Below are 23,787 nucleotides of genomic sequence, written 5' to 3' on the forward strand. Positions count from 1 at the left end.
TTACAACTTGGTCTCGACGTAGGCTTCGTCGCGGATCTGCCGCAGCCAGGCCTGCAGTTCCTCGTCGTATTTGCGATTGCGCAGCAGGTTGGCGGCCTGTTGCTCGCGGAACTGGACGCTGCTGTCGGTGGCGCGACGGCCCATGACCTGCAGCACGTGCCAGCCGTAAGGGCTCTTGAAGGGCTTGGACAGCTCGCCGCTCGGCGTGTTGTTCATCACTTCGCGGAACTCGGGAACCAGTGCACTAGGGTCGATCCAGTTCAGATCGCCGCCGTTGAGCGCTGAGCCCGGGTCTTCGGAGAAGCTCTTCGCCAATTCGGCGAAGTCCTCGCCGGCAACGATGCGCTGATACAGGCGCTCGACCAGGCGACGGGTTTCTTCTTCGCTGCGAATTTCGCTGGGTTTGATCAGGATATGGCGAACATGCACTTCGTCACGCACCTGGGTATCGCCGCCGCGCTTCTCGATCAGCTTGAGGATGATGAAGCCGCCCGGCGTGCGAACCGGTTCGGTGACTTCGCCTGGATTCAGCATGTTGATCATGTTGTCGAACGGCGGCGGTAGCTGACCGGCCTTACGCCAGCCCATTTCGCCACCTTCCAGCGCGGTTTCGCTGGCGGAGCGGGAGATGGCCAGTTGGGCGAAATCCGCGCCTTGCTGCAGTTGCTGATACAGCTCCTGCGCTTGGCGCTCCGCGGCCTGGATTTCGCTGGAGGAGGCAGCTTCCGACACCGGGATGAGGATGTTGGCCAGGCGGAACTCTTCCGACAGCTGCATCTTGCCCAGGTCGGAGGCGAGGAAGTTCTGCACTTCCTGGTCGGTAACCTGGATGCGCTCGGCCACGCGGCGTTGACGTACGCGGCTGATGATCATCTCGCGGCGAACCTGCTCGCGGGCATCGGCGTAGGACAAACCGTCGCGTGCCAGGGCTTCGCGGAACTGCTCGAGGGACATGCCGTTGCGCTGAGCGATGGTGCCCATGGCCTGGCTGAGTTCCTCGTCGGTGATGCGAATGCCGGAGCGATCACCGATCTGCAACTGGATGTTCTCGATGATCAGGCGTTCGAGTACCTGCTGGCTGAGCACATGCTCGGGCGGCAAGGAGCCACCGCGTTTGCCGATGGTCTGTTGCACTTCGTGCAGGCGGGCGTCGAGCTGGCTCTGCATGACCACGTCGTTGTCGACGATGGCCACGACGCGATCCAGGGGGCGGACTTGGGCCTGAGCCGTCACCGCCAGCAGTGCTGCGCCCAACAGCAGGGGGCGCAGGCAATCAGAAAGCTTGGTCTTCACGTTCACGGTAACCTTGAATGCCTTGGTCGAGGAAAGTTTCCACCTTGTTGCCGACAACGCCGCCGAGGCCCTTGAGGACGATCTGCAGGAAGATGCCGCGGTCGGGCTCGTCGTTGCGCGACGGGTCGAGACTGACTTCGTCATAGTCGATCCAGTAGCGGTTGATCAGGCGTAGCTTCCAGCAGCAGCTGTCGTACTCGAAGCCGCCGAAGGCTTCCAGAGTACGGTTGCGACCGTAGTCGTACTGCCAGCGCGAGATCAGGCTCCACTGTGGAGCCAGCGGCCAGATGACGGAGAAGTCATGCTGGTCGATCTTGTAGTAGTTCTTGATGTAGTTGGGGCTGCCCGGTGTGCCGTAGTCCGGATTGGTCGTCCAGGTACCGCTGTCGCGGTCATAGCGCACGGTGTCGTTACGATAGCGATAGCCGACGTTGACCACCTTGTTCGGGTTGGCTTCCGGTTGGTAGTGGAACATCGCACTACCCGAGCGGGTCGCGTGCTGATCTGGATCCCAGTTGAAGGTCGACGAGAAGCGCCAGTCGCGGTTGAAGCGATAGAGGTACTCCAGCGCATAAGGCGAAACGTCGGCGGTGGCCTCCTGACGTACGCGGTAGTCGATGCCTGGCATCTGCACCTTACGATCTTCGAAGTAGAAGGCCTGGCCGATGCTGAAGCGCTGACGCTCGAAACCGTTCGGTTCGATCCAGCGGCTGGTTACGCCGAGCGACAGCTTGTTCTCGTCGCCGATGCGATCCTTGCCGCTGAAGCGGTTTTCACGCCACAGCGAGGCGTAGCTGAATGTTGGCTCGCCGGTGTCGAAGACCGGGATATCGGTCTGGTCTTCTTCCGGCACGTAGAGGTAGAACGCACGCGGTTCCAGGGTCTGGCGGAAATCCTTGCCGAACAGCTGGGTGTTGCGGTCGAAGTACAGGCCGCTGTCGACGCTGAACATACCGACGCCACGGTTGGGTGAGCGCTTGTAATCGACGCCGAACCACTGGTCATCAGGGTCGATGGTCGCAAGCTCGTCTTTACCCTTGCCGTCCAGGTTGACCTGGTACTGAGTCTGCAGGTATTTCAGCTGAGGTTTGATGTAGCCCCAGCTCCAATCCAGTGGCAGGCTAACGCCTGGCTCCAGGTGCAGACGCTCACCGTCGGCGCGGTTCAGGCCGGTCAAGCGTTCATCGTACCAGCGATCTTGTGGGCGACCGGTTACGCCGTCCTTGTCGGTGAAGAAGCCCGAGCGCAGGTTGCGATCGAAGCGCACGTACTCGGTGCCGTAGGTGAAGTCCAAGCCGCCCGGATTGAACGGCAGTTTACCGTCCAGGGTGATCTGCGGCAGGCGGTCATACGGCGTCACGTCGGTGATGTTGGCGAGCTCGTAGGCATGCAGGTTCAAGCGCGCGGTATAGCTGTCACCACGATAGGTCAGCGTGCCACGCTGGTTTACGTAGGTGGTTGTCTCGATGCCTAGGTCGGTACTCAGATCCTGGAAGTAGTACGGGTCGCTGATATCGGTGTAGTCGACTTCGGCGAGCAGGCGCGAGTTCAGGCCCTGCTTATGCTGCCAGCTGTACATCCAGCGCTGGTCTTCGTACTCGGACTGAAGTTTGCGCTCGTCTTCATCGTCGTTCAGCCACGCTCCGCCGACCTGGCCTTCACTGCTTTCTGTCAGGTAGCGGAATTCACCCTCCATCAGCAGGCCGCGTTTGGCCATGTAGGTCGGGTACAACGTGGCGTCGTAGTTGGGCGCCAGGTTGAAGTAGTAAGGCGTTTGCAGCGAGAAGCCGTTACTGCTCGACGTGCCGATGCTCGGTGGCAGGAAGCCGGACTGGCGACGGTCGTCGATCGGGAAATAGATGTACGGGGTGTAGAACACCGGAATGTCCTTGACCCGCAGCGTCACGTTAGTTGCGGTGCCGAAGCCGGTCGCCGGGTTCAGGGTGACGTTGTTGCCTTTCAGGTGCCAGGCGTTGTCACCCGGCTCGCAGCGGGTATAGGTACCATCCTTGAGGCGGATGATCGCGGTCTCTTCGCGCTTGGCGTAGAGCGCACTGCCGCGTACGTGGGCCTTGTGCATCACGTATTCGGCATTGTCGATACGGGCTTCGCCGTTATCCAGCTGCAGGTCGGCACGATCACCAACCACCAGCATGCCCTTGTCGCGCAGGCGCACGTTGCCGACCAGTTCGCCACGGTTTTCCGTCTGGTGCAGGCTGGCTTCGTCGGCCTCGACCTGCATGCCTGATTGGCGCAGGACGACGTCGCCGGCGAGGGTGGCGATCTGTTTTTCCTGCTCGAAGCGCGAGGCCTTGGCGGAAACGAACATCGGCGACTCGTCCAGCGGCGTGGTGTCATCCATGCCGGGGCGCAGCGGCTCGACATAGGCACCTGCGCAATAAGGGCCTGCTTCGGCTAGCTGTGCGGCGGTCAGCTTCTCGCGCGGAACCCAGTCCAAGTGGCTGTAGTCAGCACTACGCGAGGCGAGGGCGCGGCCCTTGCTCTCGGTCACCAGTGCGGGAGCCGCCTCTTGCTTGGCAGTCGTTTCGCCAGCTGTGCCACTCGAAGTGCTGACAGCATTGCGGCTGTGCTGCGGGCGAGGAGGCAGGGCGCTGGTCGCCGTTTTCGGCGCGCAGGCCCAGCCGCCCGAGGACGACGCCTGGCAATCGTATTGCTCGGCGGCAAAGGACTGTAGGCTGAACGCGGGCTGTAAAGCCAGGAGGCTGCCAGTTACCAGCAGCGGGAATTTTTTGCGGAACGCGGGGTATTTTACTGCCATCTTGTTAGTCCGGGCTTCCTGCGCGCTATCGGCCCAGGGGCCGCACGCCTCTCGATGGGCTGAAAAAGATGCTGGATAATAAAGCATGACCCGCGCAACGGCTAGCGCCGTCGGAGACCCCTTGATGTCCGAACACGATGTACGTCTGCAACAGCTGCAAACCTGGCTTGCCGAGCAATTGCCTGTCCTCTTCGCTGCGCGTGGCTGGGGGGCGGTGCCGGCGGCCAGTCTGACGCCGGCCAGCAGCGATGCCAGTTTTCGTCGCTACTTCCGCTGGCAGTCTGCAGAACGCAGCCTGATTCTGATGGATGCGCCACCTCCTCAGGAGAACTGCGCGCCTTTCGTCAGAATCGCCGCACTGCTGGCTAGCGCTGGCATTCATGTGCCCGAGGTGCTGGCAGCCGATCTTGAACAAGGTTTTCTGATTCTCGACGATCTTGGTCGGCAGACCTACCTGGATGTGATCGATGAGAGTAACGCCGATGCGCTGTTCGCTGACGCCATCGAGGCATTGTTGCAACAGCAGCGTTTGCCACTCGACGGTGATCTACCGCATTACGACGACGCCCTGCTGCGACGTGAGTTGCAACTGTTCCCCGAGTGGTACGTGCAGCGCCATTTGGGTCATACCTTCACTGCCGAGCAAGACGCTGCCTGGCAGCGCATCAGCAAACTGCTGATCGACAGCGCCCTGGCTCAGCCCAAGGTGCTGGTGCACCGCGACTTCATGCCGCGCAACCTGATGCTCAGTACGCCTAATCCCGGTGTGCTGGATTTTCAGGACGCTGTCTATGGGCCGGTAACCTATGACATCACCTGCCTGTTCAAGGATGCCTTCCTCAGTTGGCCCGAGGCGCGAGTTCAGGGTTGGCTGCGTAGCTACTGGGAGCAGGCGAGGGCGGCTGGAATTCCAGTGCAGATCTCGCTGGAGGACTTCCTGCGCGCCAGCGATCTGATGGGCGTGCAACGGCACCTCAAGGTGATCGGTATCTTCGCCCGTATCTGCCACCGCGATGGCAAGCTCAGGTATCTGAGCGACGTGCCGCGCTTCTTCGCCTATATCCAGGCGGTATTAGAGCGTCGCCCGGAACTGGCCGAGCTGGGCGAGTTGTTCGCCAGCCTTCCACAATCCGAGGTCGTGCCAGCATGAAGGCAATGATCCTGGCGGCAGGCAAGGGCGAGCGTATGCGCCCGCTGACCCTGCACACCCCCAAGCCGCTGGTACGTGCAGCAGGCGTTCCTTTGATCGAGTATCACGTGCGTGCCCTGGCGGCTGCGGGTTTCACCGAGCTGGTGATCAATCACGCCTGGCTTGGCCAGCAGATCGAGGATTACCTCGGCGATGGCTCGCGTTTTGGCGTGCGCATTGTCTATTCCCCCGAGGGCGAGCCACTGGAAACCGGTGGCGGCATTTTCAAGGCACTGCCGTTGCTCGGTGAGCAGCCGTTTCTGGTGGTCAATGGCGATGTCTTCACCGACTACGCCTTCGCCGAACTGCGTTGGCCGTTGGCCGGCTTGGCGCACCTGGTGTTGGTGGCGAACCCGAGCCATCACCCGCAAGGCGACTTCCGATTGGTCGACGGCAAGGTGACGGATGAGCCGCCAGATAGCAATCGATTGACCTACAGCGGCCTGGCCGTGCTGAGCCCGGAGCTGTTCGACGGCTGCAAGCATGGTGCCTTCAAGCTTGCACCTCTGCTGCGTCGCGCCATGGCTGATGGCCAGGTCAGTGGCGAGTATTTTACCGGGCGCTGGATCGATGTCGGTACGCACGAACGCCTGGCGGAAGTCGAGCGTCTGCTGCAGGAGTCACCTTAAGTGTTGTGGCCTGCAACCATGCTGGGTGCTGCTGCCGGGCTTGCCCTGGCCAGCATCCCGGGAGCGCTGCTGGGTGGCTTGTTGGGGCAGGTGCTGGATCGACGCCTGCGTTTGCATGGCTGGGACAACCTGCGTGAGCGCCTCGGTGGACGTGCTGCGCCCACTGACGATGATCTGCTGTTTCTGATGTTGGGGCGCATGGCCAAGAGTAATGGGCGCGTTCTGCAGAGCCATATCCAGCAGGCACGTTCGGAGATGCAGCGCCTGGCGTTCGATGAGGCTGGGCGGCGGCGCGCCATCGAGGCGTTCTCCCGCGGCAAGACCGGTCGCGATAATCTGCGTGCGCCTCTGCAGCGACAGCGAGAACGAGCCGACACCCTGCTGCGTGCCTGCTGGCGGATGGCCTGGGTCGATGGCCAGGTAGCGCCTGATGAACATGAGTTGATTCTGCTGTGGGGCAAGTGGCTGGGCTGGGGCACTGCCCAGCTGGAGAAACTGGGCGAGGAATATGCCCCGCGCCGAGGCCAGCAGCCGGCTCCAGCGGGCGGCAGTTATCAGGAAGCGTTGCGTCTGCTGGGGGTGGCGGCCGATAGCGAGCCGGAACAGATCAAGCGCGCCTATCGGCGTCTATTGAGTCGTCACCATCCCGACAAGCTGGCAGGTTCCGGAGCGTCCCCTGAGCGTATCCGCGAAGCCACCGATACCACGCGCCAGTTGCACCAGGCCTATGCACTGATTCGCCAACGCCGAGGTTTGCGTTGAAGCCCATGCAAGTCGCATGTACCGCTTAAGGATGGTCTGAGGTAGCCCTGTAATGTTGACCAACCCCAGTCTTCGCCGATATTTGAGAGCGGGCCGCCGATCAAAATCGACCCGATAACCCGCTCAATTCTCCGTTTGGCCGTCACGAGCAACTCGTGACGGCCATTTTCCTCATTACAGGCGCACCTCTCCCGCTGCAGCCAGTAAATGTCGGCGCGCCATCCACACAACGCGCAACGCTGCCAGGGTATGGAGCTGGTTTTCCATCGTGGCGAGATGCCCGATCTGAAAACATCGAATGTGGGGATGGCAGTTACCATACGAGCCGCGCCGAGACCTATGGTGATGCGGCCGCGAAAGCGCTCCGTAACTGAAGCAAGACGCTATCCGGAGGTAACCATGCGCGATGACGCTGCAGTCGTCATCACGCGACCGACCTCAGGTTGCAAGAAAGAATCTGGTTTACCGCCAACTCTGAATGTAAACAGCCCGCCAGCGGCATAGCTCAGCACCTATCTAATCGCCGTCGATCACGGTGCCACAAGCTCGTTAAAGTTAGTGATCAGCAAGCCGATAGAATTTCGGGCCTTTTCAAGTGACAGTACATTCGTACCTATTGCCATGGGTTCGCGGTATCAGGAACCTCAACGAAAAGAGGGATATGCGCCATAAGGTGCAGGGATGCGTTTCAAGCTCACGAGATGGATATCCGAGCTTCTACCCCTGCGGTGAAGGTCGTAGTGCCGGAGCATGAGCTCCACCCGGCCTTTATCCTCCTGAGATAGCCCTATGCTCGCTAATTTGACCATTCGCACCCGTTTGGCCTTGCTCGTTATCGCCCCTCTTCTGGTGCTTCTGGCAGTCATCATGATTGCCTCGATAAACACCCAGCGCATCAACGAAAACATGGAGCACCTATTCGTCGACAGAATGACGCCGATCAGTCAGTTGAAAACTGTGTCTGACAGCTACGCGGTCAGTATGGTCGACACACTCCACAAATATCGCGCCGGTCTCGTTGACGAGGCGAGACTACAGCGCGATTTCGATAAGGCGCTGCAGCAGGGCAACAAAGCCTGGGATGAGTACCGTGCAACCAAGCTGACGGAAAGTGAGCGCGCGCTCGTCAATGAGGTGGACGGTGCATTGCGGATCGTACGAACGGTCTCTGAGGGGTTTGTCCGCTCCGTCGCCGATGGCAGCTTGCGCAGCATGGATGCCCAGCGCTTCAACACCAGCCTTTATGGCGCCTTTGATCCGCTGGGCACCAAACTGTCCGAGTTGATCGACCTGCAACTGAGCGAAGGTAAGGTCATTTATGTGGACGCCAACGCCCAGTACCACACGATGATCAACACTTTTCTGGTGATTGGCACCCTGTCGCTGATCGGCCTGCTGGTCGCGGCACTGCTGATCAGCCTCTCGATCATTCGCCCTTTGTCCGGGCTACGCAGCCTGATCAGCGCGGTTCAGCAGACGTCGAATCTCACCCTGCGCGCCGACGTGCTCGGTCGGGATGAGGTGGCCGATACGGCGCGTGCCTTTAACTCGCTGATCGACCATCAGCGTGCGCTGATTCTCGAGCTGTCGGCCACGGCCACCCAGCTCTCCAGCTCATCCGAGGAAATGAACGCAATCAGCGCCCAGGTCAGTCAGACGGCAACCCTGCAGGGCGATCAGACCCACATGGTCGCGGCAGCCGTGCACGAGATGAGCATGGCGATTCAGGAAGTCGCGAACAATGCGTTGGCAACCGCAGCCAGCGCCACCGACGCCAACCGGCAGGCGGTGCAAGGTGGTGACCTGGTTCACGCCAGCGTGGAATCCATCGAGAGCGTTTCCTTGTCGATCGCCAAGGCGGGCGAAGTCATCGACAAGCTGCATACGCAGAGTGATGAAATCAGCAAGGTGCTCGGGGTGATTCAAAGCATAGCAGCGCAGACCAATTTGCTAGCCCTGAACGCTGCGATCGAGGCGGCACGTGCTGGCGAAGCTGGGCGAGGCTTCGCGGTGGTAGCCGATGAGGTTCGCGGGCTAGCCAGCAACACCCAGACGGCGACCGAATCGATCAGGAGCATGATCGAAGCGCTGCAAGGTGGTGCCCAGGCGGCAGTGGAGGCCATGCAGCAGTCGCGCGAACATGTCCACGGTTGCGTGCAGCAAGCCAAGGACGCAGGCAATGCGTTGATCTCCATCACCAGTGCTGTTCAGGTCATTGCCTCTGGTAACGAGCAGATTTCCACGGCCACCGAAGAGCAGACCGCCGTCGCCAACGAGATTAGCCAGAACGTCAACCAGCTCAACGGCAGCATCGCCGAAGTGGTCAACGGGGCGCAGCAAAGCCTCGCAGCCAGCCGCGATCTTGCCCAGATGGCAAGCCGTCTGCAGCAGCAAACCCAACACTTCGTGGTGTAGCCGACTCCTGCGCGTCAACAGAATTTCGCTGCTAGCGCGCAGTATGAGCCGAGTTTCCCTGAGCGGATCTGCTTGCGCCTGTTCGAGTACTTGGCATCGACGAGGTCATCTGCTTCATGGAAAGCTCGGCTGGCAGGATCGGTGTATTTCATCAGGTTCGGGAAGTCTTTTTCAGACTTTCCCTAAGCGTAAATGATTACCCAGCGGCGTGAATGTGCAGTTTGAGCCAGCCGCGTAAACGTCGAAACAGCTGTTCTTCCTGAACGTCCAGGTTACCCGGCAGGGCTTTCATGGCCACCTGTATATAAGTAGGTAACTTGGCTCGCTTGCTGGCTTGCAGACGTTTCAACGCTGCATTGCGATCACTCGGCTGATCCTTGTAGTAGAAATCCCCTGTCGCCACGGGCAATTGCGGAACCAGTTCGTCGAGTGGTGGGGCGAACCCTGCCGGCACTTCCGCGGCGACGATCAACAGATTGTGGATGTTGTCCGGCTTGCGCTCGCTCAAATAGCGCGCTGCCCAGTAGGCGCCGCTGCCGTGCCCCAGTAGGACGATCTCCTTGGCTTGCTGCTGGCTGGCAAATGCAATGGCTGCATCGATACGGGCCATGACGCGCTCGCTGTGAGCCTGCCGCCGCTGTTCTGGGCTGATCTCGGTCGTGGTGGATTGGGGCTCGGCTGGCGCGGCGCCGCCCGTGCTCGTAGTTGATGTGTCGGCTGCTGGAGCACCTTCGCTGGGCGTGTTGTCAGCCGCTGCGCTGCGCAGGGGCAGTGGGTCGCCGTCCGGATCCGGCAGCGTCAGGCTCAGGCTGTGCCAGCCGGCGTCGGGCAGCTTGCGTCGCAGTGGGCCGGCGGCCGCGGCACCGTCGGCATTCTCGACGTCGCCAGGCAGCAGGATCACGGCGCCGCTGGGCTCACCCACATTGGCTGGCAACCAGAGCGCGAGGAAGCCCTCATCCTTGGCTTGCAACGTCTGTTGTTCACGTTTGTCCAGGCGTTGCTCCAGCGCTAGCGCTTCGTTGACGCTGCGCTCGGGTAAAGCCGGGCGCTCCGTCGTTGCAGGCGACTCGCTGGTGCCTGGCGAGGCGGCATCCGCGCTGCTCGTGGGCTCCTGTGCCCAGGCGGTCGTCCAGGCGAGCAGGCAGAATCCGAACATTGCATATAAGGTCGAGCGCATCAGTGAGACTCCTGAGTGTCTGCAGCAGAGCCTAATGCCGACTTCCGTTTTTGTCAGGAAGTTGGATAAAGACTGGAGTAAGGTAAGGGATCGCGTCATCGGATCTACCCCGCGCATGAAGTCCCTCCTGTCCTCCTTTTTCGTCCTGCTGATGCTGGGCGTTTCTACTTGCTGGGCGGATACCACGCGTGTGCCGCTGCGCCCGGCCTTCGATGGCGAGCAGCGTGCCTGGCTCCAGGCGCATCCGGTGTTGCGGGTAGGGCTCGTGCTGCAGGCGCCTTGGGTGCAGCGTGGGCGGGATCGACAACTGACCGGCGCCAATGTCGAGCTGATGGAGCGTCTGCTGGAGGGCATGGGCGTCAGCCCGGATTGGCACATCTATCCAACCCTTGAGGCGCTGGAGCAAGCCGCTCTGGCTGGCGAAGTGGATCTTGCTCCAGGCCTTCAGCAGACGCCGGCCGGCCTGCGTATCTGGCACTACTCCATGCCATATATGCGTGTCCCGCATCTGGTTGTGGGCGAGCGCAGCGGCGGCGGTGCGGTGGATATCGATCAACTCCCCCTGGAGCAGCTGGTGGCCGTACGTGCGCCGAGCCAGGCGGCGGAGTACCTGGGACGAACCCACACCAATCTGCGTTTGCATCTGGTGCCCTCCGAGCGTGCGGCGTTGCAGCAGGTGTTGAGCCAGGAAGCCAGCTATGCGGTGCTGGATGAAGCCAGCCTCAGCCTGCTGCTGCGCGAATCGCGTTTCTCCATTCTCAGCATCGTCGGCGATATTGGTCTGCCGCAGCTGTTGCGCCTGGCGACCCGCCGTGATCAGCCGACCTTATCCGCCATCGTCGACCGAACCCTGAAAGCATTGCCTGCGCGCGAGCTGGAGGAATTACGTGAAGCCTGGATGCCACTGCGCTATCCGCAGTCCAGCGACTTCGTCGGCTTCTGGAAAACCCTGACCCTGTTCCTCGGCCTGTTGCTGCTGATCGGTGCAACCGCCCTTTATCGCCAGCGCCAGCAGACCCGCCAGCTGGAGCGTGAGTTGCTGGCTGCGCGTGGTGAGTTCGACCGCCACCGTCAGGCGGCAGAGTCGTTGCGCCTGAGTCAGTTCTCCATCGACAACAGCACGGTGGGGATTCTCTGGGTCAATTGGGATAGTCACCTGCGTTACGCCAACCGTGCGGCCGAACGCATGCTCGGTTATGACGCGGGTGAACTGGTGGACAAGCCGCTGGGGCTGCTCGAGCCCGGACTCGATATGGATCGCTGGTTGCGCCTGTGGAAGCGCGTGCGCGAGCAGGACGCGGGCTCGCCGAGTTTCGAAATCGACTGCCTGCGTGCCGACGGTAGTCGCATGCCGGCGGATGTGTCGCTGAGCTTTCTGCGTTATCGCCAGGCCGAGTATCTGGTGGTGTTTCTCAGCGATGTGACCGAGCGCCGTCGGGCGCGTGCGGCGCTGGAGGAAAGCGAGGCGCGCTTCAAGGGCATCGCCGGCAACGTCCCCGGGCTGGTGTTCCGCCTGGAGCGTGCCGGGCCGGGGCAGGCGGTCAACTTCGCCTACATCAGCGAAGCCAGTCAGGAGATGGTCGGCTGGCCGGCGCGCGAGCTGCAGCGCGAGGATCGCGGCATTCGCAGCCTGGTGCATCCGCAGGATCTGGCCAGTTATCTGAACAGCCAGACGCTGGCGCTGGAAAGCGAGAGTGACTGGGACTGGCAAGGCCGTATCCAGACGCATCAGGGCCTGGTGCGTTGGGCTGACATTCGCTCGACCGCGCGACCGTTGGGCAATGGGCGGGTGGTCTGGGACGGCATTCTCTGGGATATCACCGAGAACAAGTTGGCGGAGTTGGCCCTGGCTGATTCCCGCGCGCGTCTGCGTGAACTGTCCGCGCACCTGGAGAGCGTGCGCGAAGAGGAAAAGGCGCGCATCGCCCGTGAAGTGCATGACGAGTTGGGTCAGGTGCTCACCGTGCTCAAGCTGGAAACCGCGATGTGCGAGCTGGTCTGCGCGGGGCAGGTTCCGGCGCTGGATGAGCGCCTGGCGAGCATGAAGCGGTTGATCGCTCAACTGTTCCAACTGGTGCGTGATGTCGCCACCGCTTTGCGTCCGCCAATTCTCGATGCCGGCATCGCCTCGGCCATCGAGTGGCAAGTGCGGCGTTTTGAAGAACGCACGCAAATTCCCTGTCTGGTCGAGGTGCCTGAACATCTGCCGCGCCTGCCGGATGCCCAGGCCATCGGTCTGTTCCGCATCCTGCAGGAGGCGTTGACCAACGTGATGCGTCACGCCGGTGCGCATAGCGTCGAGGTACGCCTGTGGCAGGAGCAGAGCACGCTGTGCCTGGCAGTGGCCGACGATGGCAAGGGGTTCGATCCGTCCCAGCGCAAAGCAGGGCAGTCGTTCGGTTTGGTCGGCATGCAGGAGCGCATGCTCATGCTGGGTGGCGAGTTGCGGATTGACAGTCAGCCGGGCGAGGGCACTACCCTTTACGCACGGGTGGTTCTGGATGAGGAGGAGAGCGCGTGATTCGGGTACTGGTGGCTGAGGATCACACAATCGTGCGGGAAGGCATCAAGCAGCTGATCGGCATGGCACGCGATCTCGAAGTGGCGGGTGAAGCCTGCAATGGCGAGCAACTGCTCGACGTGTTGCGCCGCACACCGTGCGATGTGGTGCTGCTGGATATCTCCATGCCCGGCGTCAACGGCCTGGAGGCCATTCCGCGTATCCGGGCGCTGAGTACGCCGCCGGCGATTCTGGTACTGTCGATGCATGACGAGGCGCAGATGGCGGCGCGGGCGCTCAAGGTCGGTGCGGCTGGCTATGCCACCAAGGACAGTGACCCGGCGCTATTGATCACGGCGATTCGCAAGGTGGCCTCCGGCGGGCGTTATATCGACCCGGCGTTAGCCGATCGCATGGTGTTCGAGGTCGGCCTGACCGATTCAAGGCCGCCGCATGCACAGCTTTCCGAACGCGAGTTCTCGGTGTTCGAGCGTCTGGTGCGTGGTGAGGGGGTCAACGATATCGCCCTGCACCTGGCCATCAGCAACAAGACCGTGAGCACCCACAAGGCGCGTCTGATGCAGAAGCTCGGTACGCACTCGATGGCCGATCTGGTGCGTTACGCCATGGAGCATCGGTTGCTGTAGGGGCGCCGTGCGCACCGATCTTTCGGCTCCAAGGCAATTGGTGCGCACGGCGCACCCTACGGACGTAATGCCCGATTTCTCTGCTCGGATTTTGTAGGGCAATCCCTACAGCAGATTCTCCTCGTGCCTGATATCAGCTTGTCATCCCGCCTGATTTGCCGGTTCGCCAGGCAGTTCTAATCTCTAGTCATCAGCCAGAGACAAGAACAAGGGTGCGGTGATGGCAAACGATGTTTTGGTGAGCTTCCGTGGCGTGCAGAAGAGCTATGACGGTGAGACGCTGATCGTCAAGGATCTCAATCTGGATATCCGCAAGGGCGAGTTCCTGACCCTGCTCGGCCCGTCCGGCTCCGGCAAGACCACTAGCCTGATGATGCTGGCTGGTTTCGAAACGCCGACCGCCGGGGAAATCCTCCTCGATGGCCGTTCGCTGAACAAACTGCCGCCGCACAAGCGCGACATCGGCATGGTGTTCCAGAACTACGCCCTGTTCCCGCACATGACCGTGGCCGAAAACCTGGCCTTCCCCCTGAGCGTACGCGGCATGTCCCGCACCGACACCAGCGAGCGGGTCAAGCGCGCACTGTCGATGGTGCAGCTCGACAGCTTCCGCAACCGCTACCCGGGCCAGCTGTCCGGTGGCCAGCAACAGCGTGTGGCATTGGCCCGCGCACTGGTGTTCGAACCGCAACTAGTGCTGATGGACGAACCCCTCGGCGCGCTGGACAAGCAGTTGCGCGAACACATGCAGATGGAGATCAAGCACCTGCACCAGAGCCTGGGCGTGACTGTGGTCTACGTCACCCACGATCAGGGCGAGGCGCTGACCATGTCCGACCGTGTGGCGGTCTTCCATCAAGGCGAAATCCAGCAGATCGCCCCGCCGCGCGAGCTTTACGAAGCGCCGCATAACACCTTCGTTGCCCAGTTCATCGGTGAGAACAACCGCCTGGCTGGCGAACTGGTCAGCCAGCAGGGCGAGGAGTGCGTGGTGCGCCTGGCGCGTGGTGAGGAAGTGCGCGCCACGGCAGTGAACGTCGGCGCCATCGGTGAGCCGGTGAGCCTGTCGATCCGCCCTGAGCGCATCCGCATGAACGGCCACAGCGAGGCCTGTCCGAACCGTTTCTCCGGGCGCATCGCCGAATTCATCTACCTGGGCGACCACGTGCGTATCCGCATGGAGGTCTGTGGCAAGTCCGATTTCTACGTCAAGCAACCCGTGGCCGAGCTCGATCCTGGCCTGGCGGTTGGCGATCTGGTTCCGCTCGGCTGGTCTGTCGAGCATGTCCGCGCGCTCGATCCACTCCAAGCCGAGTGACCGCTTCGCGCAGTGCTTCACCTTTACCACGTAACACAGAGGAGCTTACAAGAATGACGAAATCCCTGAAGCTCGCGGCTCTCGCCCTGGGCGTGAGCTGTGCCATGCCGGCACTGGCGGTGGATCTGACGGCGGTGTCCTTCGGCGGCGCGAACAAGGCGGCGCAGGTCAAGGCGTTCTACGAACCCTTCGAGAAGGACACCGGCAACAAGGTGCTGGGCGGCGAATACAACGGCGAAATGGCCAAGGTCAAAGCCATGGTCGATACCCGCAGCGTGAGCTGGGATCTGGTGGAGGTGGAGTCACCGGAGCTGGCCCGTGGTTGCGATGAAGGCCTGTTCGAAGAGCTCGATCCGGCGCAGTTCGGCGATGAATCCAACTTCATCGAAGGCGCCATCCAGCCATGCGGCGTTGGTTTCTTCGTATGGTCGACGGTGCTGGCCTACAACGCCGACAAACTCAGCGCGGCGCCGACCAGTTGGGCCGATTTCTGGGATGTGAACAAATTCCCGGGCAAGCGCGGCCTGCGCAAAGGCGCCAAGTACACCCTGGAATTCGCCCTGATGGCCGACGGCGTGCCGGTCAAGGACGTGTACAAGGTGCTGGCCACCAAAGACGGCCAGGATCGCGCCTTCAAGAAACTCGACGAGCTGAAACCGAACATCCAGTGGTGGGAAGCTGGCGCCCAGCCGCCGCAATACCTCGCGTCCGGTGACGTGGTGATGAGCTCGGCCTACAACGGTCGTATCGCCGCGGTGCAGGGCGAGAGCAATCTGCAGGTGGTGTGGAACGGCGGTATCTACGACTTCGACTCCTGGGCCATTCCGCGTGGCGCCAAGAACGCCGAGCTGGCCAAGGAATTCATCGCCTATTCGGTCAAGCCGCAAGCGCAGAAGACCTACTCGGAGAACATCGCCTACGGTCCGGCCAACAAGCAGGCCATCGAGCTGCTGGCGCCTGAGCGTCTGAACCTGATGCCGACCACGCCGGAGAACATCGCCAACCAGGTGGCCATCGACGTGACCTTCTGGGCTGACTACGGCGAGCAGCTGGAGCAGCGTTTCAACGCCTGGGCAGCACGTTAATCAGCCGCCTACCCGGCCCCGTCTTTGGCGGGGCCGTCTGAATTCCTACCTTGCTTGCGGAGTTGTCCATGGCCAGCGAATTGTCCGCCACCGCGCTGCCCGGGCCGAGCCTGAAGCAGCGTCTGGCCCGAGCCGAGCGCTTCAACCGGCTGAAGTCGAAGGCGCTGATCCTGCCTTTGCTGCTGTTCCTTCTGCTGACCTTCCTGTTGCCTATCGGCGCGCTGCTGCTGCGCAGTGTCGACAACCCGGAAGTGGTTGGCAGCCTGCCGCGCACGGTCGAGGCGATTGCCAGCTGGGACGGCCGTGGTCTGCCCGATGAGACGGTCTATCAGGCCATCACTCTGGACATCGCCGAAGCCCGGCGTAACCAGAGTTTGGGCGACCTGTCGAAGCGGCTGAACATGGAACTGGCGGGTTTCCGCAGCCTGGTCAGCAGCACCGCACGCAAACTGCCGCTGCGCGAAGAGCCGGCGTCCTACCAGGATGCGTTGCAGGAAATGGACGAGCGCTGGGGCGATCCCGCCTACTGGCAGGTGATCCGTCGCAACGCTTCTTCGGTAACGCCGTACTACCTGCTGGCGGCGCTCGATCATCGAATCGACGACCTGGGCGAACTGGCCAGTGCCACGCCGGATCAGGCCATCTACCTGGATATCTTCGCCCGCACCTTCTGGATGAGCCTGGTGATCACCGCCATCTGCCTGGTGCTGGCTTACCCACTGGCGTACCTGCTGGCCAACCTGCCGACCCGTCAGGGCAACCTGCTGATGATTCTGGTGCTGCTGCCGTTCTGGACCTCGATCCTGGTACGGGTCGCAGCCTGGATCGTGCTGTTGCAGTCCGGCGGTCTGATCAACAGCGCGCTGATATCACTGGGCATCATCGAGCAGCCACTGCAGCTGGTGTTCAATCGCAGCGGTGTCTACGTGGCCATGGTGCATATCATGCTGCCGTTCATGATCCTGCCGATCTATAGCGTGATGAAGGGCATCTCGCCCAGCTACATGCGTGCGGCGGTGTCACTCGGTTGCCATCCGTTCGCCAGTTTCTGGCGGGTTTACTTCCCGCAGACCCTGGCCGGTGTCGGCGCCGGTTGCCTGCTGGTGTTCATCCTGTCCATCGGCTACTACATCACCCCGGCGCTGCTGGGCAGCCCGAACGATCAGATGATCAGCTACTTCGTCGCCTTCTATACCAACACCACCATCAACTGGGGCATGGCCACGGCCCTCGGCGGTCTGCTGCTGGCTGCGACCCTGGTGCTTTACGTGGTGTACAGCTGGCTGGTCGGTGCAAGCAAACTGCGTCTTGGCTAGAACACGGCCTGCGCAGCAGGCCAACTGATGACCCTCTCCCATTTATGGGAGAGGGTGCCCGAAGGGCGGGAGAGGGCGGCTGTTTTACCAACCCTCTCCCCCAGCCCCTCTCCCATGAATGGGAGAGGGGGGCTTAAAAGCTTACTGGAGTAACACCCATGCTCAGCCCCTACATGTCACCCGTCGAGCGTCTCTGGTACTACGGCCTGCGCATCATCTGCGGCCTGGTACTGCTATTCCTGATCCTGCCGGTGCTGGTGATCGTGCCGCTGTCGTTCAACTCCGGCACCTTCCTGGTCTACCCGCTGCAGGGCTTCTCGCTGCGCTGGTACGAGGACTTCTTCATGTCCGCCGACTGGATGCGCTCGCTGAAGAACAGCCTGATCATCGCCCCGGCTGCGACCCTGCTGGCCATGGTGTTCGGCACTCTGGCGGCCATCGGCCTGACCCGTGGCGAGTTCCGCGGCAAGGCGCTGGTGATGAGTCTGCTTATCTCGCCGATGATCGTCCCGGTGGTGATCATCGGTGTGGCCAGCTACCTGTTCTTCGCCCCACTGGGCATGGGCAACAGCTACCTGTCGCTGATCCTGGTTCACGCGGTGCTTGGCGTACCGTTCGTCATCATCACCGTGTCGGCCACCTTGCAGGGCTTCAACCACAACCTGGTACGCGCCGCAGCCAGCCTCGGCGCTTCGCCGATCACTGCGTTTCGCCGGGTGACCCTGCCGCTGATCGCACCTGGGGTGATCTCCGGTGCGCTGTTCGCCTTCGCCACCTCGTTCGACGAAGTGGTGGTGACCCTGTTCCTCGCAGGGCCGGAGCAGGCCACCCTGCCACGGCAGATGTTCAGCGGCATCCGCGAGAACCTGTCACCGACCATCGCTGCCGCCGCGACCTTATTGATCGGTTTCTCCATCCTCCTGCTGCTGACTTTGGAATGGCTGCGCGGGCGTAGCGAGAAACTGCGGACATCGACGCCGGAATAAATGGCGAGCGCTGCATGAGCAAGGCCTCGTCGGGAAACCGGCGGGGCCTTTTGCCGTGAGGCGAATTGGCGCGCTTGTCTTGGTGGCGCTGCCATACGGCGCGTCAGCCGCTACAATGCGCGCCACCGTGATCCAGCACTCAGAGGTGCGCCATGCAACCCTTCGCCATCGCTCCGTCGATCCTTTCCGCCGACTTCGCCCGCCTAGGTGAGGAAGTGGACAACGTACTCGCCGCCGGGGCGGACATCGTCCACTTCGATGTCATGGACAACCACTACGTGCCCAACCTGACAATCGGCCCGATGGTCTGCTCGGCGCTGCGCAAGTACGGCGTTACCGCACCTATCGATGTGCACCTGATGGTCAGCCCGGTGGATCGCATCATCGGTGATTTCCTCGAAGCCGGCGCCAGCTACATCACCTTCCATCCTGAAGCTACCCTGCACATCGACCGCTCCCTGCAGTTGATCAAGGATGGCGGTGCCAAGTGCGGCCTGGTGTTCAACCCGGCGACCTCGCTGGATGCATTGAAGTACGTAATGGACAAGGTCGACATGATCCTCTTGATGAGCGTCAACCCCGGCTTCGGCGGGCAGAAGTTCATCCCCGGCACGCTCGACAAGCTGCGCGAAGCCCGTGCGCTGATCGACGCCAGCGGTCGTGATATCCGCCTCGAGATCGACGGCGGCGTCAGTGCCAAGAACATCCGTGAGATCGCCGCAGCGGGCGCCGACACCTTCGTCGCCGGTTCGGCGATCTTCAACCAGCCGGACTACAAGAGCGTGATCGACGCCATGCGCGCCGAGCTGGCCCAGGTGCGTGGATGAAAGCGCTGCGCGAACTGTGCGCCGGTGAGTTGCCGCGTCTGGTGATGTTCGATCTGGATGGCACGCTGGTCGATTCGGTACCGGATCTGGCGACAGCCGTCGATCGCATGCTGGTCGAGAGAGGGCGCGCACCAGCTGGTATCGAGCGCGTACGCGAATGGGTCGGTAACGGTGCGCGCGTGCTGGTGCGCCGTGCCCTGGCTGGTGGACTGGATCACGCCGCGGTGTCCGACGCCGAGATCGAGGGGGCGCTGGGGCGCTTTCTCGATATCTATGCCGACTGTCATGAACTGACCGTGCTCTATCCGGGTGTTCACGAATTGCTGGAGGCCCTGAGCACTGCTGCGGTCGAGCTGGCCGTGGTGACCAACAAGCCGGAGCGCTTCGTCGCACCGCTGCTGGAGCAGGTCGGGTTGGGTGGCTACTTCCGCTGGATCATCGGCGGCGACACCCTGCCGCAACAGAAACCGGATCCGGCCGCTCTGCTGCAGGTCATGCACCTGGCTGGCGTCAGCCAGGTTCAGTCGCTGTTCGTCGGCGACTCGCGCAACGATGTACTGGCAGCTCGCGCTGCCGGAATCCCCTGCATTGCGGTGAGCTATGGCTACAACCATGGCCGTCCCGTTGCCGAGGAGCAGCCGAGCCTGGTGGTCGATAGCCTCGCCGAACTGCTCTGCTAGTTGCTTAGCCTGAGCGGCTGCGCTACCTTGGCCGCTCTCCTTAATTCCCCCGCCTGTCGAGATCGCACCGTGGTGGTTAGCTGCAAACTCTGGATGAAAGTGATCAAGGCTCTGGCCCGTTGGCGCTGGCGCGCCTGATTTCGTCCTGCCGCTGCGCGCGGCCCGTTTGCACCTGACCGATTTTCCAAGCCATGAGGCTGATCATGATCCATGAAGAATTCCTGCGTTTAGCCGCTGAAGGCTACAACCGCATTCCGCTCGCCTGCGAAACCATCGCCGACTTCGACACGCCGCTGTCGATCTACCTGAAACTGGCCGACGCGCCCAACTCCTACCTGCTCGAATCGGTGCAGGGCGGTGAAAAGTGGGGCCGTTACTCGATCATCGGCCTGCCGGCGCGCACCGTGCTGCGCGTGCACGGCCACGAGGTGGTGATCACCACCGACGGCGTCGAAGTCGAGCGGCATCAATGCGCCGACCCCCTGGATTTCGTCGAAGCGTTCAAGGCCCGCTACCGGGTGCCGACCATCGCCGGTCTGCCACGTTTCAATGGCGGCCTGGTCGGCTACTTCGCCTATGACAGCGTGCGTTACGTCGAGCCCAAGCTGGCTGCCGGGGTGAACCCCGATGCGCTGGGCACGCCGGACATTCTGCTCAACGTTTCCGATGCCGTGGTGGTGTTCGACAACCTGGCGGGCAAGATGCACGCCATCGTCCTGGCTGACCCGGCCGAGGCGGACGCCTTCGAGCGTGGTCAGGCGCAGTTGCAGGAAATCCTGCGCAAGCTGCGCCAACCCTTCACTCCGCGTCTGGGCGTGGATCTGAACAAGCCGGCAGGCGAGGAGCCAGCGTTTCGCTCCAGCTTCAGCCGCGAGGACTACGAGCGCTCGGTCAGTGCCATCAAGGACTACATCCTGGCCGGAGACTGCATGCAGGTGGTGATTTCCCAGCGCATGTCGATCCCGTTCAAGGCTGCACCGATCGACCTTTATCGCGCGCTGCGCTGCATCAATCCGACGCCATACATGTACTTCTTCAACTTCGGCGACTTCCACGTGGTGGGTTCGTCGCCCGAGGTGCTGGTACGCGTCGAGGACAATCTGGTTACCGTGCGTCCCATCGCCGGCACCCGCCCACGCGGTGCCACCGAAGAGGCCGACCTGGCGCTGGAAGAAGATCTGCTCGCCGATGCCAAGGAAGTCGCCGAGCACCTGATGCTGATCGACCTGGGTCGCAACGACACTGGTCGCGTTTCGGAAATCGGCTCGGTCAAACTGACCGAGAAGATGGTCATCGAGCGTTATTCCAACGTCATGCATATCGTTTCCAACGTTACCGGCGAGCTGAAACAGGGCCTGACCTCGATGGATGCCCTACGCGCCATTCTTCCGGCCGGCACCCTGTCCGGTGCGCCGAAGATCCGCGCCATGGAAATCATCGACGAGCTGGAACCGGTCAAGCGCGGCGTCTACGGCGGCGCGGTCGGTTACTACGCCTGGAACGGCAATATGGACACCGCCATCGCCATCCGCACCGCAGTGATCAAGGACGGTGAACTGCACGTGCAGGCTGGTGCCGGTATCGTCGCCGACTCGGTGCCTGCGCTGGAGTGGGAAGAAACCCTGAACAAGCGCCGCGCCATGTTCCGCGCCGTTGCGCTCGCCGAACAGACTGTCCCCCAGGCCAAGGTATAAGTAAGGAGCCGTACCATGCTTTTGATGATCGATAACTACGACTCCTTTACCTACAACGTGGTGCAGTACCTGGGCGAGCTGGGTGCCGATGTGCACGTGATCCGCAACGACGAACTGACCATCGCCCAGATCGAGGCACTCAAACCCGAGCGCATCGTCGTCTCGCCCGGCCCGTGCACGCCGACCGAGGCGGGGGTGTCCATCGAGGCCATCCTGCACTTCGCCGGCAAGCTGCCGATCCTCGGTGTCTGCCTCGGCCACCAGAGTATCGGCCAGGCCTACGGTGGTGACGTGGTGCGCGCGCGCCAGGTGATGCACGGCAAGACCAGTCCGGTGTTCCATGAGGACAAGGGCGTGTTCGCCGGCCTCAACAACCCGCTCACCGTGACCCGCTATCATTCCCTGGTGGTCAAGCGCGAAACCCTGCCGGACTGCCTGGAAATCACTGCCTGGACGCAGCATGAAGACGGCGCCGTCGACGAGATCATGGGCTTGCGCCACAAGACCCTGAACATCGAAGGCGTGCAGTTCCACCCCGAGTCCATCCTCACCGAGCAGGGCCACGAGCTCTTCGCCAACTTCCTCAAGCAGACCGGAGGCGTGCGCGCATGAATATCAAGGAAGCCCTCAACCGGATCGTTGCCCAGCTCGATCTGACCACCGAGGAAATGCAGGCGGTCATGCGCGAGATCATGACCGGCCAGTGCACCGAGGCGCAGATCGGCGCCTTCCTCATGGGCATGCGCATGAAGAGCGAGACCATCGACGAGATCGTCGGTGCTGCCAGCGTCATGCGTGAACTGGCCTCGCCGGTGGTGATCGACGCTGAGCGTCTGGTCGATACCTGTGGCACCGGTGGCGATGGCATGAATATCTTCAACGTCTCCACTGCAGCGGCCTTCGTCGTCGCCGCGGCTGGCGGCAAGGTGGCCAAGCATGGCAACCGCGCCGTATCCGGCAAGAGCGGCAGCGCTGATCTGCTGGAAGCGGCCGGCGTCTACCTGGGGCTCAAATCCGAACAGGTGGCACGCTGCGTCGAAGCGGTCGGCGTCGGTTTCATGTTCGCCCCGTCTCATCATGGTGCGATGAAGCATGCCATCGGCCCGCGTCGCGAGCTGGGCCTGCGCACCATCTTCAACATGCTCGGTCCGATGACCAACCCGGCTGGCGCCAAGCATCAGGTGATAGGCGTGTTCAGCCAGGCGCTGTGCCGGCCGATGGCCGAAGTGCTGCAGCGTCTGGGCAGCACCCATGTGCTGGTGGTGCATGCGCAGGATGGCCTGGACGAGATCAGCCTGGCGGCGCCGACCTTCATCGCCGAGCTCAAGGATGGCGTGGTCAGCGAATACCGCGTCCAGCCCGAGGACTTCGGCATCAAGAGCCAGAGCCTGATCGGCCTGACCGTCGACAATGCCGAGCAGTCGCTGGCGCTGATCCGCGATGCTTTGGGTCGCCGCAAGACCGAGAATGGCCAGAAAGCGGCCGACATGATCGTGCTCAACGCTGGTGCTGCGCTTTACGCCGCTGACCATGCCAGCAGCCTGCGCGAAGGTATGCTGCTGGCGCATGATGCGTTGCATACTGGCTTGGCGCGGGAGAAGCTCGAGGAGCTGGTGTCCTTTACTGCCGTATTCAAACAGGAGAATGAAGGGTGAGCGTGCCAACCGTTCTGGAAAAGATCCTCGCCCGCAAGGCTGAAGAGGTTGCTGCTCGTCGTGCGATCGTCAGTCTCGAAGAGATCGAACGCGAAGCCCGCCAGGCCGATGCACCGCGTGGTTTTGCCAAGGCGATGCTCACTCGTGCCCTGCAGAAGCAGCCGGCGGTGATCGCCGAGATCAAGAAAGCCTCGCCGAGCAAGGGGGTGATCCGCGAGGATTTCGTACCGGCCGATATCGCCCGCAGCTACGAAGCGGGCGGTGCCACCTGCCTGTCGGTGCTGACCGACATCGACTTCTTCCAGGGCGCTGATGCTTATCTGCAGCAAGCCCGCGCCGCGTGCAGCCTGCCGGTGATCCGCAAGGACTTCATGATCGATCCCTATCAGGTCGTCGAGGCGCGTGCCCTGGGTGCTGACTGCATTCTGCTCATCGTGGCGGCGCTGGAAGATGCGCGGATGGTCGAGCTGGCCCAGGTGGCCAAGGCCCAGGGACTGGATGTGCTGGTCGAAGTGCATGACGGCGAAGAGCTGGACCGTGCGTTGACGCTGTTGGACACACCTTTGGTGGGCATCAACAACCGCAACCTGCACACTTTCGAAGTCAGTCTGGATACCACTCTGGATCTGCTGCCGCGCATTCCGCCCGAGCGCCTGGTGGTCACCGAGAGCGGCATTCTCAACCGCGCGGATGTCGAGCTGATGGAAATCAACGAGGTTCACGCCTTCCTGGTTGGCGAAGCCTTCATGCGCGCAGAAGACCCCGGCGCCGAGTTGAACCGCTTGTTCTTCCCGTGAAAACGAAAAAGCCGGCTCGATAGCCGGCTTTTTCATGG

General features: G+C 62.1%; 18 protein-coding genes and 2 pseudogenes. 16 read left to right on the plus strand and 4 right to left on the minus strand.

The genetic code is table 11. From position 1 onward, the window contains the following. The gene (locus tag C7A17_RS13905; RefSeq protein ID WP_106738594.1) at positions 1 to 1,293 is read right to left on the minus strand and encodes a peptidylprolyl isomerase; all 1,293 of its coding nucleotides are present in this window, start codon (positions 1,291 to 1,293) and stop codon (positions 1 to 3) included. Beyond that, the gene (locus C7A17_RS13910) at positions 1,274 to 4,072 is read right to left on the minus strand and encodes an LPS-assembly protein LptD (RefSeq protein WP_106738595.1); all 2,799 of its coding nucleotides are present in this window, start codon (positions 4,070 to 4,072) and stop codon (positions 1,274 to 1,276) included. The genes C7A17_RS13905 and C7A17_RS13910 overlap by 20 nt, the downstream gene beginning before the upstream one ends. A gap of 124 nt (positions 4,073 to 4,196) precedes the next feature. On the opposite strand from C7A17_RS13910, the gene C7A17_RS13915 reads away from it, so the two are divergent. The 3 genes from C7A17_RS13915 to C7A17_RS13925 are packed head-to-tail and all read left to right on the plus strand — an operon-like array spanning position 4,197 to position 6,652. Next, complete coding sequence (locus C7A17_RS13915) at positions 4,197 to 5,222, plus strand: aminoglycoside phosphotransferase family protein (RefSeq protein ID WP_106738596.1); 1,026 nt, start codon at positions 4,197 to 4,199, stop codon at positions 5,220 to 5,222. After that, on the plus strand, positions 5,219 to 5,890 hold the full coding sequence (gene murU, locus C7A17_RS13920) for an N-acetylmuramate alpha-1-phosphate uridylyltransferase MurU (protein ID WP_106738597.1): 672 nt from the start codon (positions 5,219 to 5,221) through the stop codon (positions 5,888 to 5,890). The genes C7A17_RS13915 and murU overlap by 4 nt, the downstream gene beginning before the upstream one ends. Then, positions 5,891 to 6,652, plus strand: a complete 762-nt coding sequence (locus tag C7A17_RS13925; RefSeq protein WP_106738598.1) for a DnaJ domain-containing protein — start codon at positions 5,891 to 5,893, stop codon at positions 6,650 to 6,652. Positions 6,653 to 6,826: 174 nt separating this feature from the next. Here C7A17_RS13925 and C7A17_RS27335 read toward each other — a convergent pair. Next, positions 6,827 to 6,928, minus strand: a pseudogene (locus C7A17_RS27335) (IS5/IS1182 family transposase); the annotation flags it as partial. Between the two features lie 513 nt (positions 6,929 to 7,441). On the opposite strand from C7A17_RS27335, the gene C7A17_RS13930 reads away from it, so the two are divergent. Continuing rightward, positions 7,442 to 9,067 carry a methyl-accepting chemotaxis protein gene (locus C7A17_RS13930; protein WP_106738599.1) on the plus strand — a complete coding sequence of 542 codons (1,626 nt, stop codon included), beginning with the start codon at positions 7,442 to 7,444 and terminating at the stop codon, positions 9,065 to 9,067. A 196-nt stretch (positions 9,068 to 9,263) separates the two neighbouring features. Here C7A17_RS13930 and C7A17_RS13935 read toward each other — a convergent pair whose 3' ends face one another. Beyond that, positions 9,264 to 10,244 (minus strand): alpha/beta hydrolase family protein, encoded by a 981-nt coding sequence (locus tag C7A17_RS13935; protein ID WP_106738600.1) that lies wholly within the window; start codon positions 10,242 to 10,244, stop codon positions 9,264 to 9,266. Between the two features lie 115 nt (positions 10,245 to 10,359). Here C7A17_RS13935 and C7A17_RS13940 point away from each other — a divergent pair, with 115 nt between their 5' ends. The 12 genes and pseudogenes from C7A17_RS13940 to trpC all read left to right on the plus strand — a co-directional run bounded on the left by C7A17_RS13940 (position 10,360) and on the right by trpC (position 23,749). Next, positions 10,360 to 12,765, plus strand: coding sequence for a PAS domain-containing sensor histidine kinase (locus tag C7A17_RS13940; RefSeq protein ID WP_106738601.1), 2,406 nt, complete (start codon positions 10,360 to 10,362; stop codon positions 12,763 to 12,765). Further along, positions 12,762 to 13,391, plus strand: coding sequence for a response regulator (locus C7A17_RS13945; RefSeq protein WP_106738602.1), 630 nt, complete (start codon positions 12,762 to 12,764; stop codon positions 13,389 to 13,391). The genes C7A17_RS13940 and C7A17_RS13945 overlap by 4 nt, the downstream gene beginning before the upstream one ends. A gap of 220 nt (positions 13,392 to 13,611) precedes the next feature. Continuing rightward, on the plus strand, positions 13,612 to 14,709 hold the full coding sequence (locus C7A17_RS13950) for an ABC transporter ATP-binding protein (RefSeq protein WP_106738603.1): 1,098 nt from the start codon (positions 13,612 to 13,614) through the stop codon (positions 14,707 to 14,709). Between the two features lie 53 nt (positions 14,710 to 14,762). After that, the gene (locus C7A17_RS13955) at positions 14,763 to 15,794 is read left to right on the plus strand and encodes an ABC transporter substrate-binding protein (RefSeq protein WP_106738604.1); all 1,032 of its coding nucleotides are present in this window, start codon (positions 14,763 to 14,765) and stop codon (positions 15,792 to 15,794) included. A gap of 68 nt (positions 15,795 to 15,862) precedes the next feature. Continuing rightward, positions 15,863 to 17,110 (plus strand): ABC transporter permease, encoded by a 1,248-nt coding sequence (locus tag C7A17_RS13960; RefSeq protein WP_106738605.1) that lies wholly within the window; start codon positions 15,863 to 15,865, stop codon positions 17,108 to 17,110. A 158-nt stretch (positions 17,111 to 17,268) separates the two neighbouring features. After that, a complete protein-coding gene (locus C7A17_RS13965; RefSeq protein ID WP_106738606.1) occupies positions 17,269 to 18,096 on the plus strand; it encodes an ABC transporter permease in 828 nt (275 codons plus the stop codon). A 152-nt stretch (positions 18,097 to 18,248) separates the two neighbouring features. Beyond that, entirely contained in the window at positions 18,249 to 18,923 is a 675-nt protein-coding gene (gene rpe / locus C7A17_RS13970; RefSeq protein WP_106738607.1) for a ribulose-phosphate 3-epimerase, read from the plus strand. Then, positions 18,920 to 19,741 (plus strand): annotated as a pseudogene (locus tag C7A17_RS13975) (phosphoglycolate phosphatase). The gene rpe and the pseudogene C7A17_RS13975 overlap by 4 nt, the downstream one beginning before the upstream one ends. 65 nt (positions 19,742 to 19,806) lie before the next feature. Beyond that, positions 19,807 to 21,297, plus strand: coding sequence for an anthranilate synthase component I (gene trpE / locus C7A17_RS13980; protein WP_106738609.1), 1,491 nt, complete (start codon positions 19,807 to 19,809; stop codon positions 21,295 to 21,297). Between the two features lie 15 nt (positions 21,298 to 21,312). After that, positions 21,313 to 21,909, plus strand: a complete 597-nt coding sequence (locus C7A17_RS13985) for an aminodeoxychorismate/anthranilate synthase component II (RefSeq protein ID WP_106738610.1) — start codon at positions 21,313 to 21,315, stop codon at positions 21,907 to 21,909. Beyond that, positions 21,906 to 22,952, plus strand: coding sequence for an anthranilate phosphoribosyltransferase (gene trpD / locus C7A17_RS13990; RefSeq protein WP_106738611.1), 1,047 nt, complete (start codon positions 21,906 to 21,908; stop codon positions 22,950 to 22,952). The genes C7A17_RS13985 and trpD overlap by 4 nt, the downstream gene beginning before the upstream one ends. Beyond that, a complete protein-coding gene (gene trpC, locus C7A17_RS13995; RefSeq protein WP_106738612.1) occupies positions 22,949 to 23,749 on the plus strand; it encodes an indole-3-glycerol phosphate synthase TrpC in 801 nt (266 codons plus the stop codon). Before trpD ends, trpC begins: the two co-directional genes overlap by 4 nt. Positions 23,750 to 23,787 lie beyond the last annotated feature (38 nt).

The organism is Pseudomonas mendocina (assembly GCF_003008615.1).
GTDB lineage: Bacteria > Pseudomonadota > Gammaproteobacteria > Pseudomonadales > Pseudomonadaceae > Aquipseudomonas > Aquipseudomonas mendocina_C.

Excerpts from the sequence above, each read along its gene's own strand:
- C7A17_RS13910 (WP_106738595.1), bottom strand. The coding sequence starts at position 4,072 with ATGGCAGTAAAATACCCCGCGTTCCGCAAAAAATTCCCGCTGCTGGTA.
- C7A17_RS13915 (WP_106738596.1), top strand. The coding sequence starts at position 4,197 with ATGTCCGAACACGATGTACGTCTGCAACAGCTGCAAACCTGGCTTGCC.
- murU (WP_106738597.1), top strand. The coding sequence starts at position 5,219 with ATGAAGGCAATGATCCTGGCGGCAGGCAAGGGCGAGCGTATGCGCCCG.
- C7A17_RS13930 (WP_106738599.1), top strand. The coding sequence starts at position 7,442 with ATGCTCGCTAATTTGACCATTCGCACCCGTTTGGCCTTGCTCGTTATC.
- C7A17_RS13935 (WP_106738600.1), bottom strand. The coding sequence starts at position 10,244 with ATGCGCTCGACCTTATATGCAATGTTCGGATTCTGCCTGCTCGCCTGG.
- C7A17_RS13940 (WP_106738601.1), top strand. The coding sequence starts at position 10,360 with ATGAAGTCCCTCCTGTCCTCCTTTTTCGTCCTGCTGATGCTGGGCGTT.
- C7A17_RS13950 (WP_106738603.1), top strand. The coding sequence starts at position 13,612 with ATGGCAAACGATGTTTTGGTGAGCTTCCGTGGCGTGCAGAAGAGCTAT.
- C7A17_RS13955 (WP_106738604.1), top strand. The coding sequence starts at position 14,763 with ATGACGAAATCCCTGAAGCTCGCGGCTCTCGCCCTGGGCGTGAGCTGT.
- C7A17_RS13960 (WP_106738605.1), top strand. The coding sequence starts at position 15,863 with ATGGCCAGCGAATTGTCCGCCACCGCGCTGCCCGGGCCGAGCCTGAAG.
- C7A17_RS13965 (WP_106738606.1), top strand. The coding sequence starts at position 17,269 with ATGCTCAGCCCCTACATGTCACCCGTCGAGCGTCTCTGGTACTACGGC.
- rpe (WP_106738607.1), top strand. The coding sequence starts at position 18,249 with ATGCAACCCTTCGCCATCGCTCCGTCGATCCTTTCCGCCGACTTCGCC.
- trpE (WP_106738609.1), top strand. The coding sequence starts at position 19,807 with ATGATCCATGAAGAATTCCTGCGTTTAGCCGCTGAAGGCTACAACCGC.
- C7A17_RS13985 (WP_106738610.1), top strand. The coding sequence starts at position 21,313 with ATGCTTTTGATGATCGATAACTACGACTCCTTTACCTACAACGTGGTG.
- trpD (WP_106738611.1), top strand. The coding sequence starts at position 21,906 with ATGAATATCAAGGAAGCCCTCAACCGGATCGTTGCCCAGCTCGATCTG.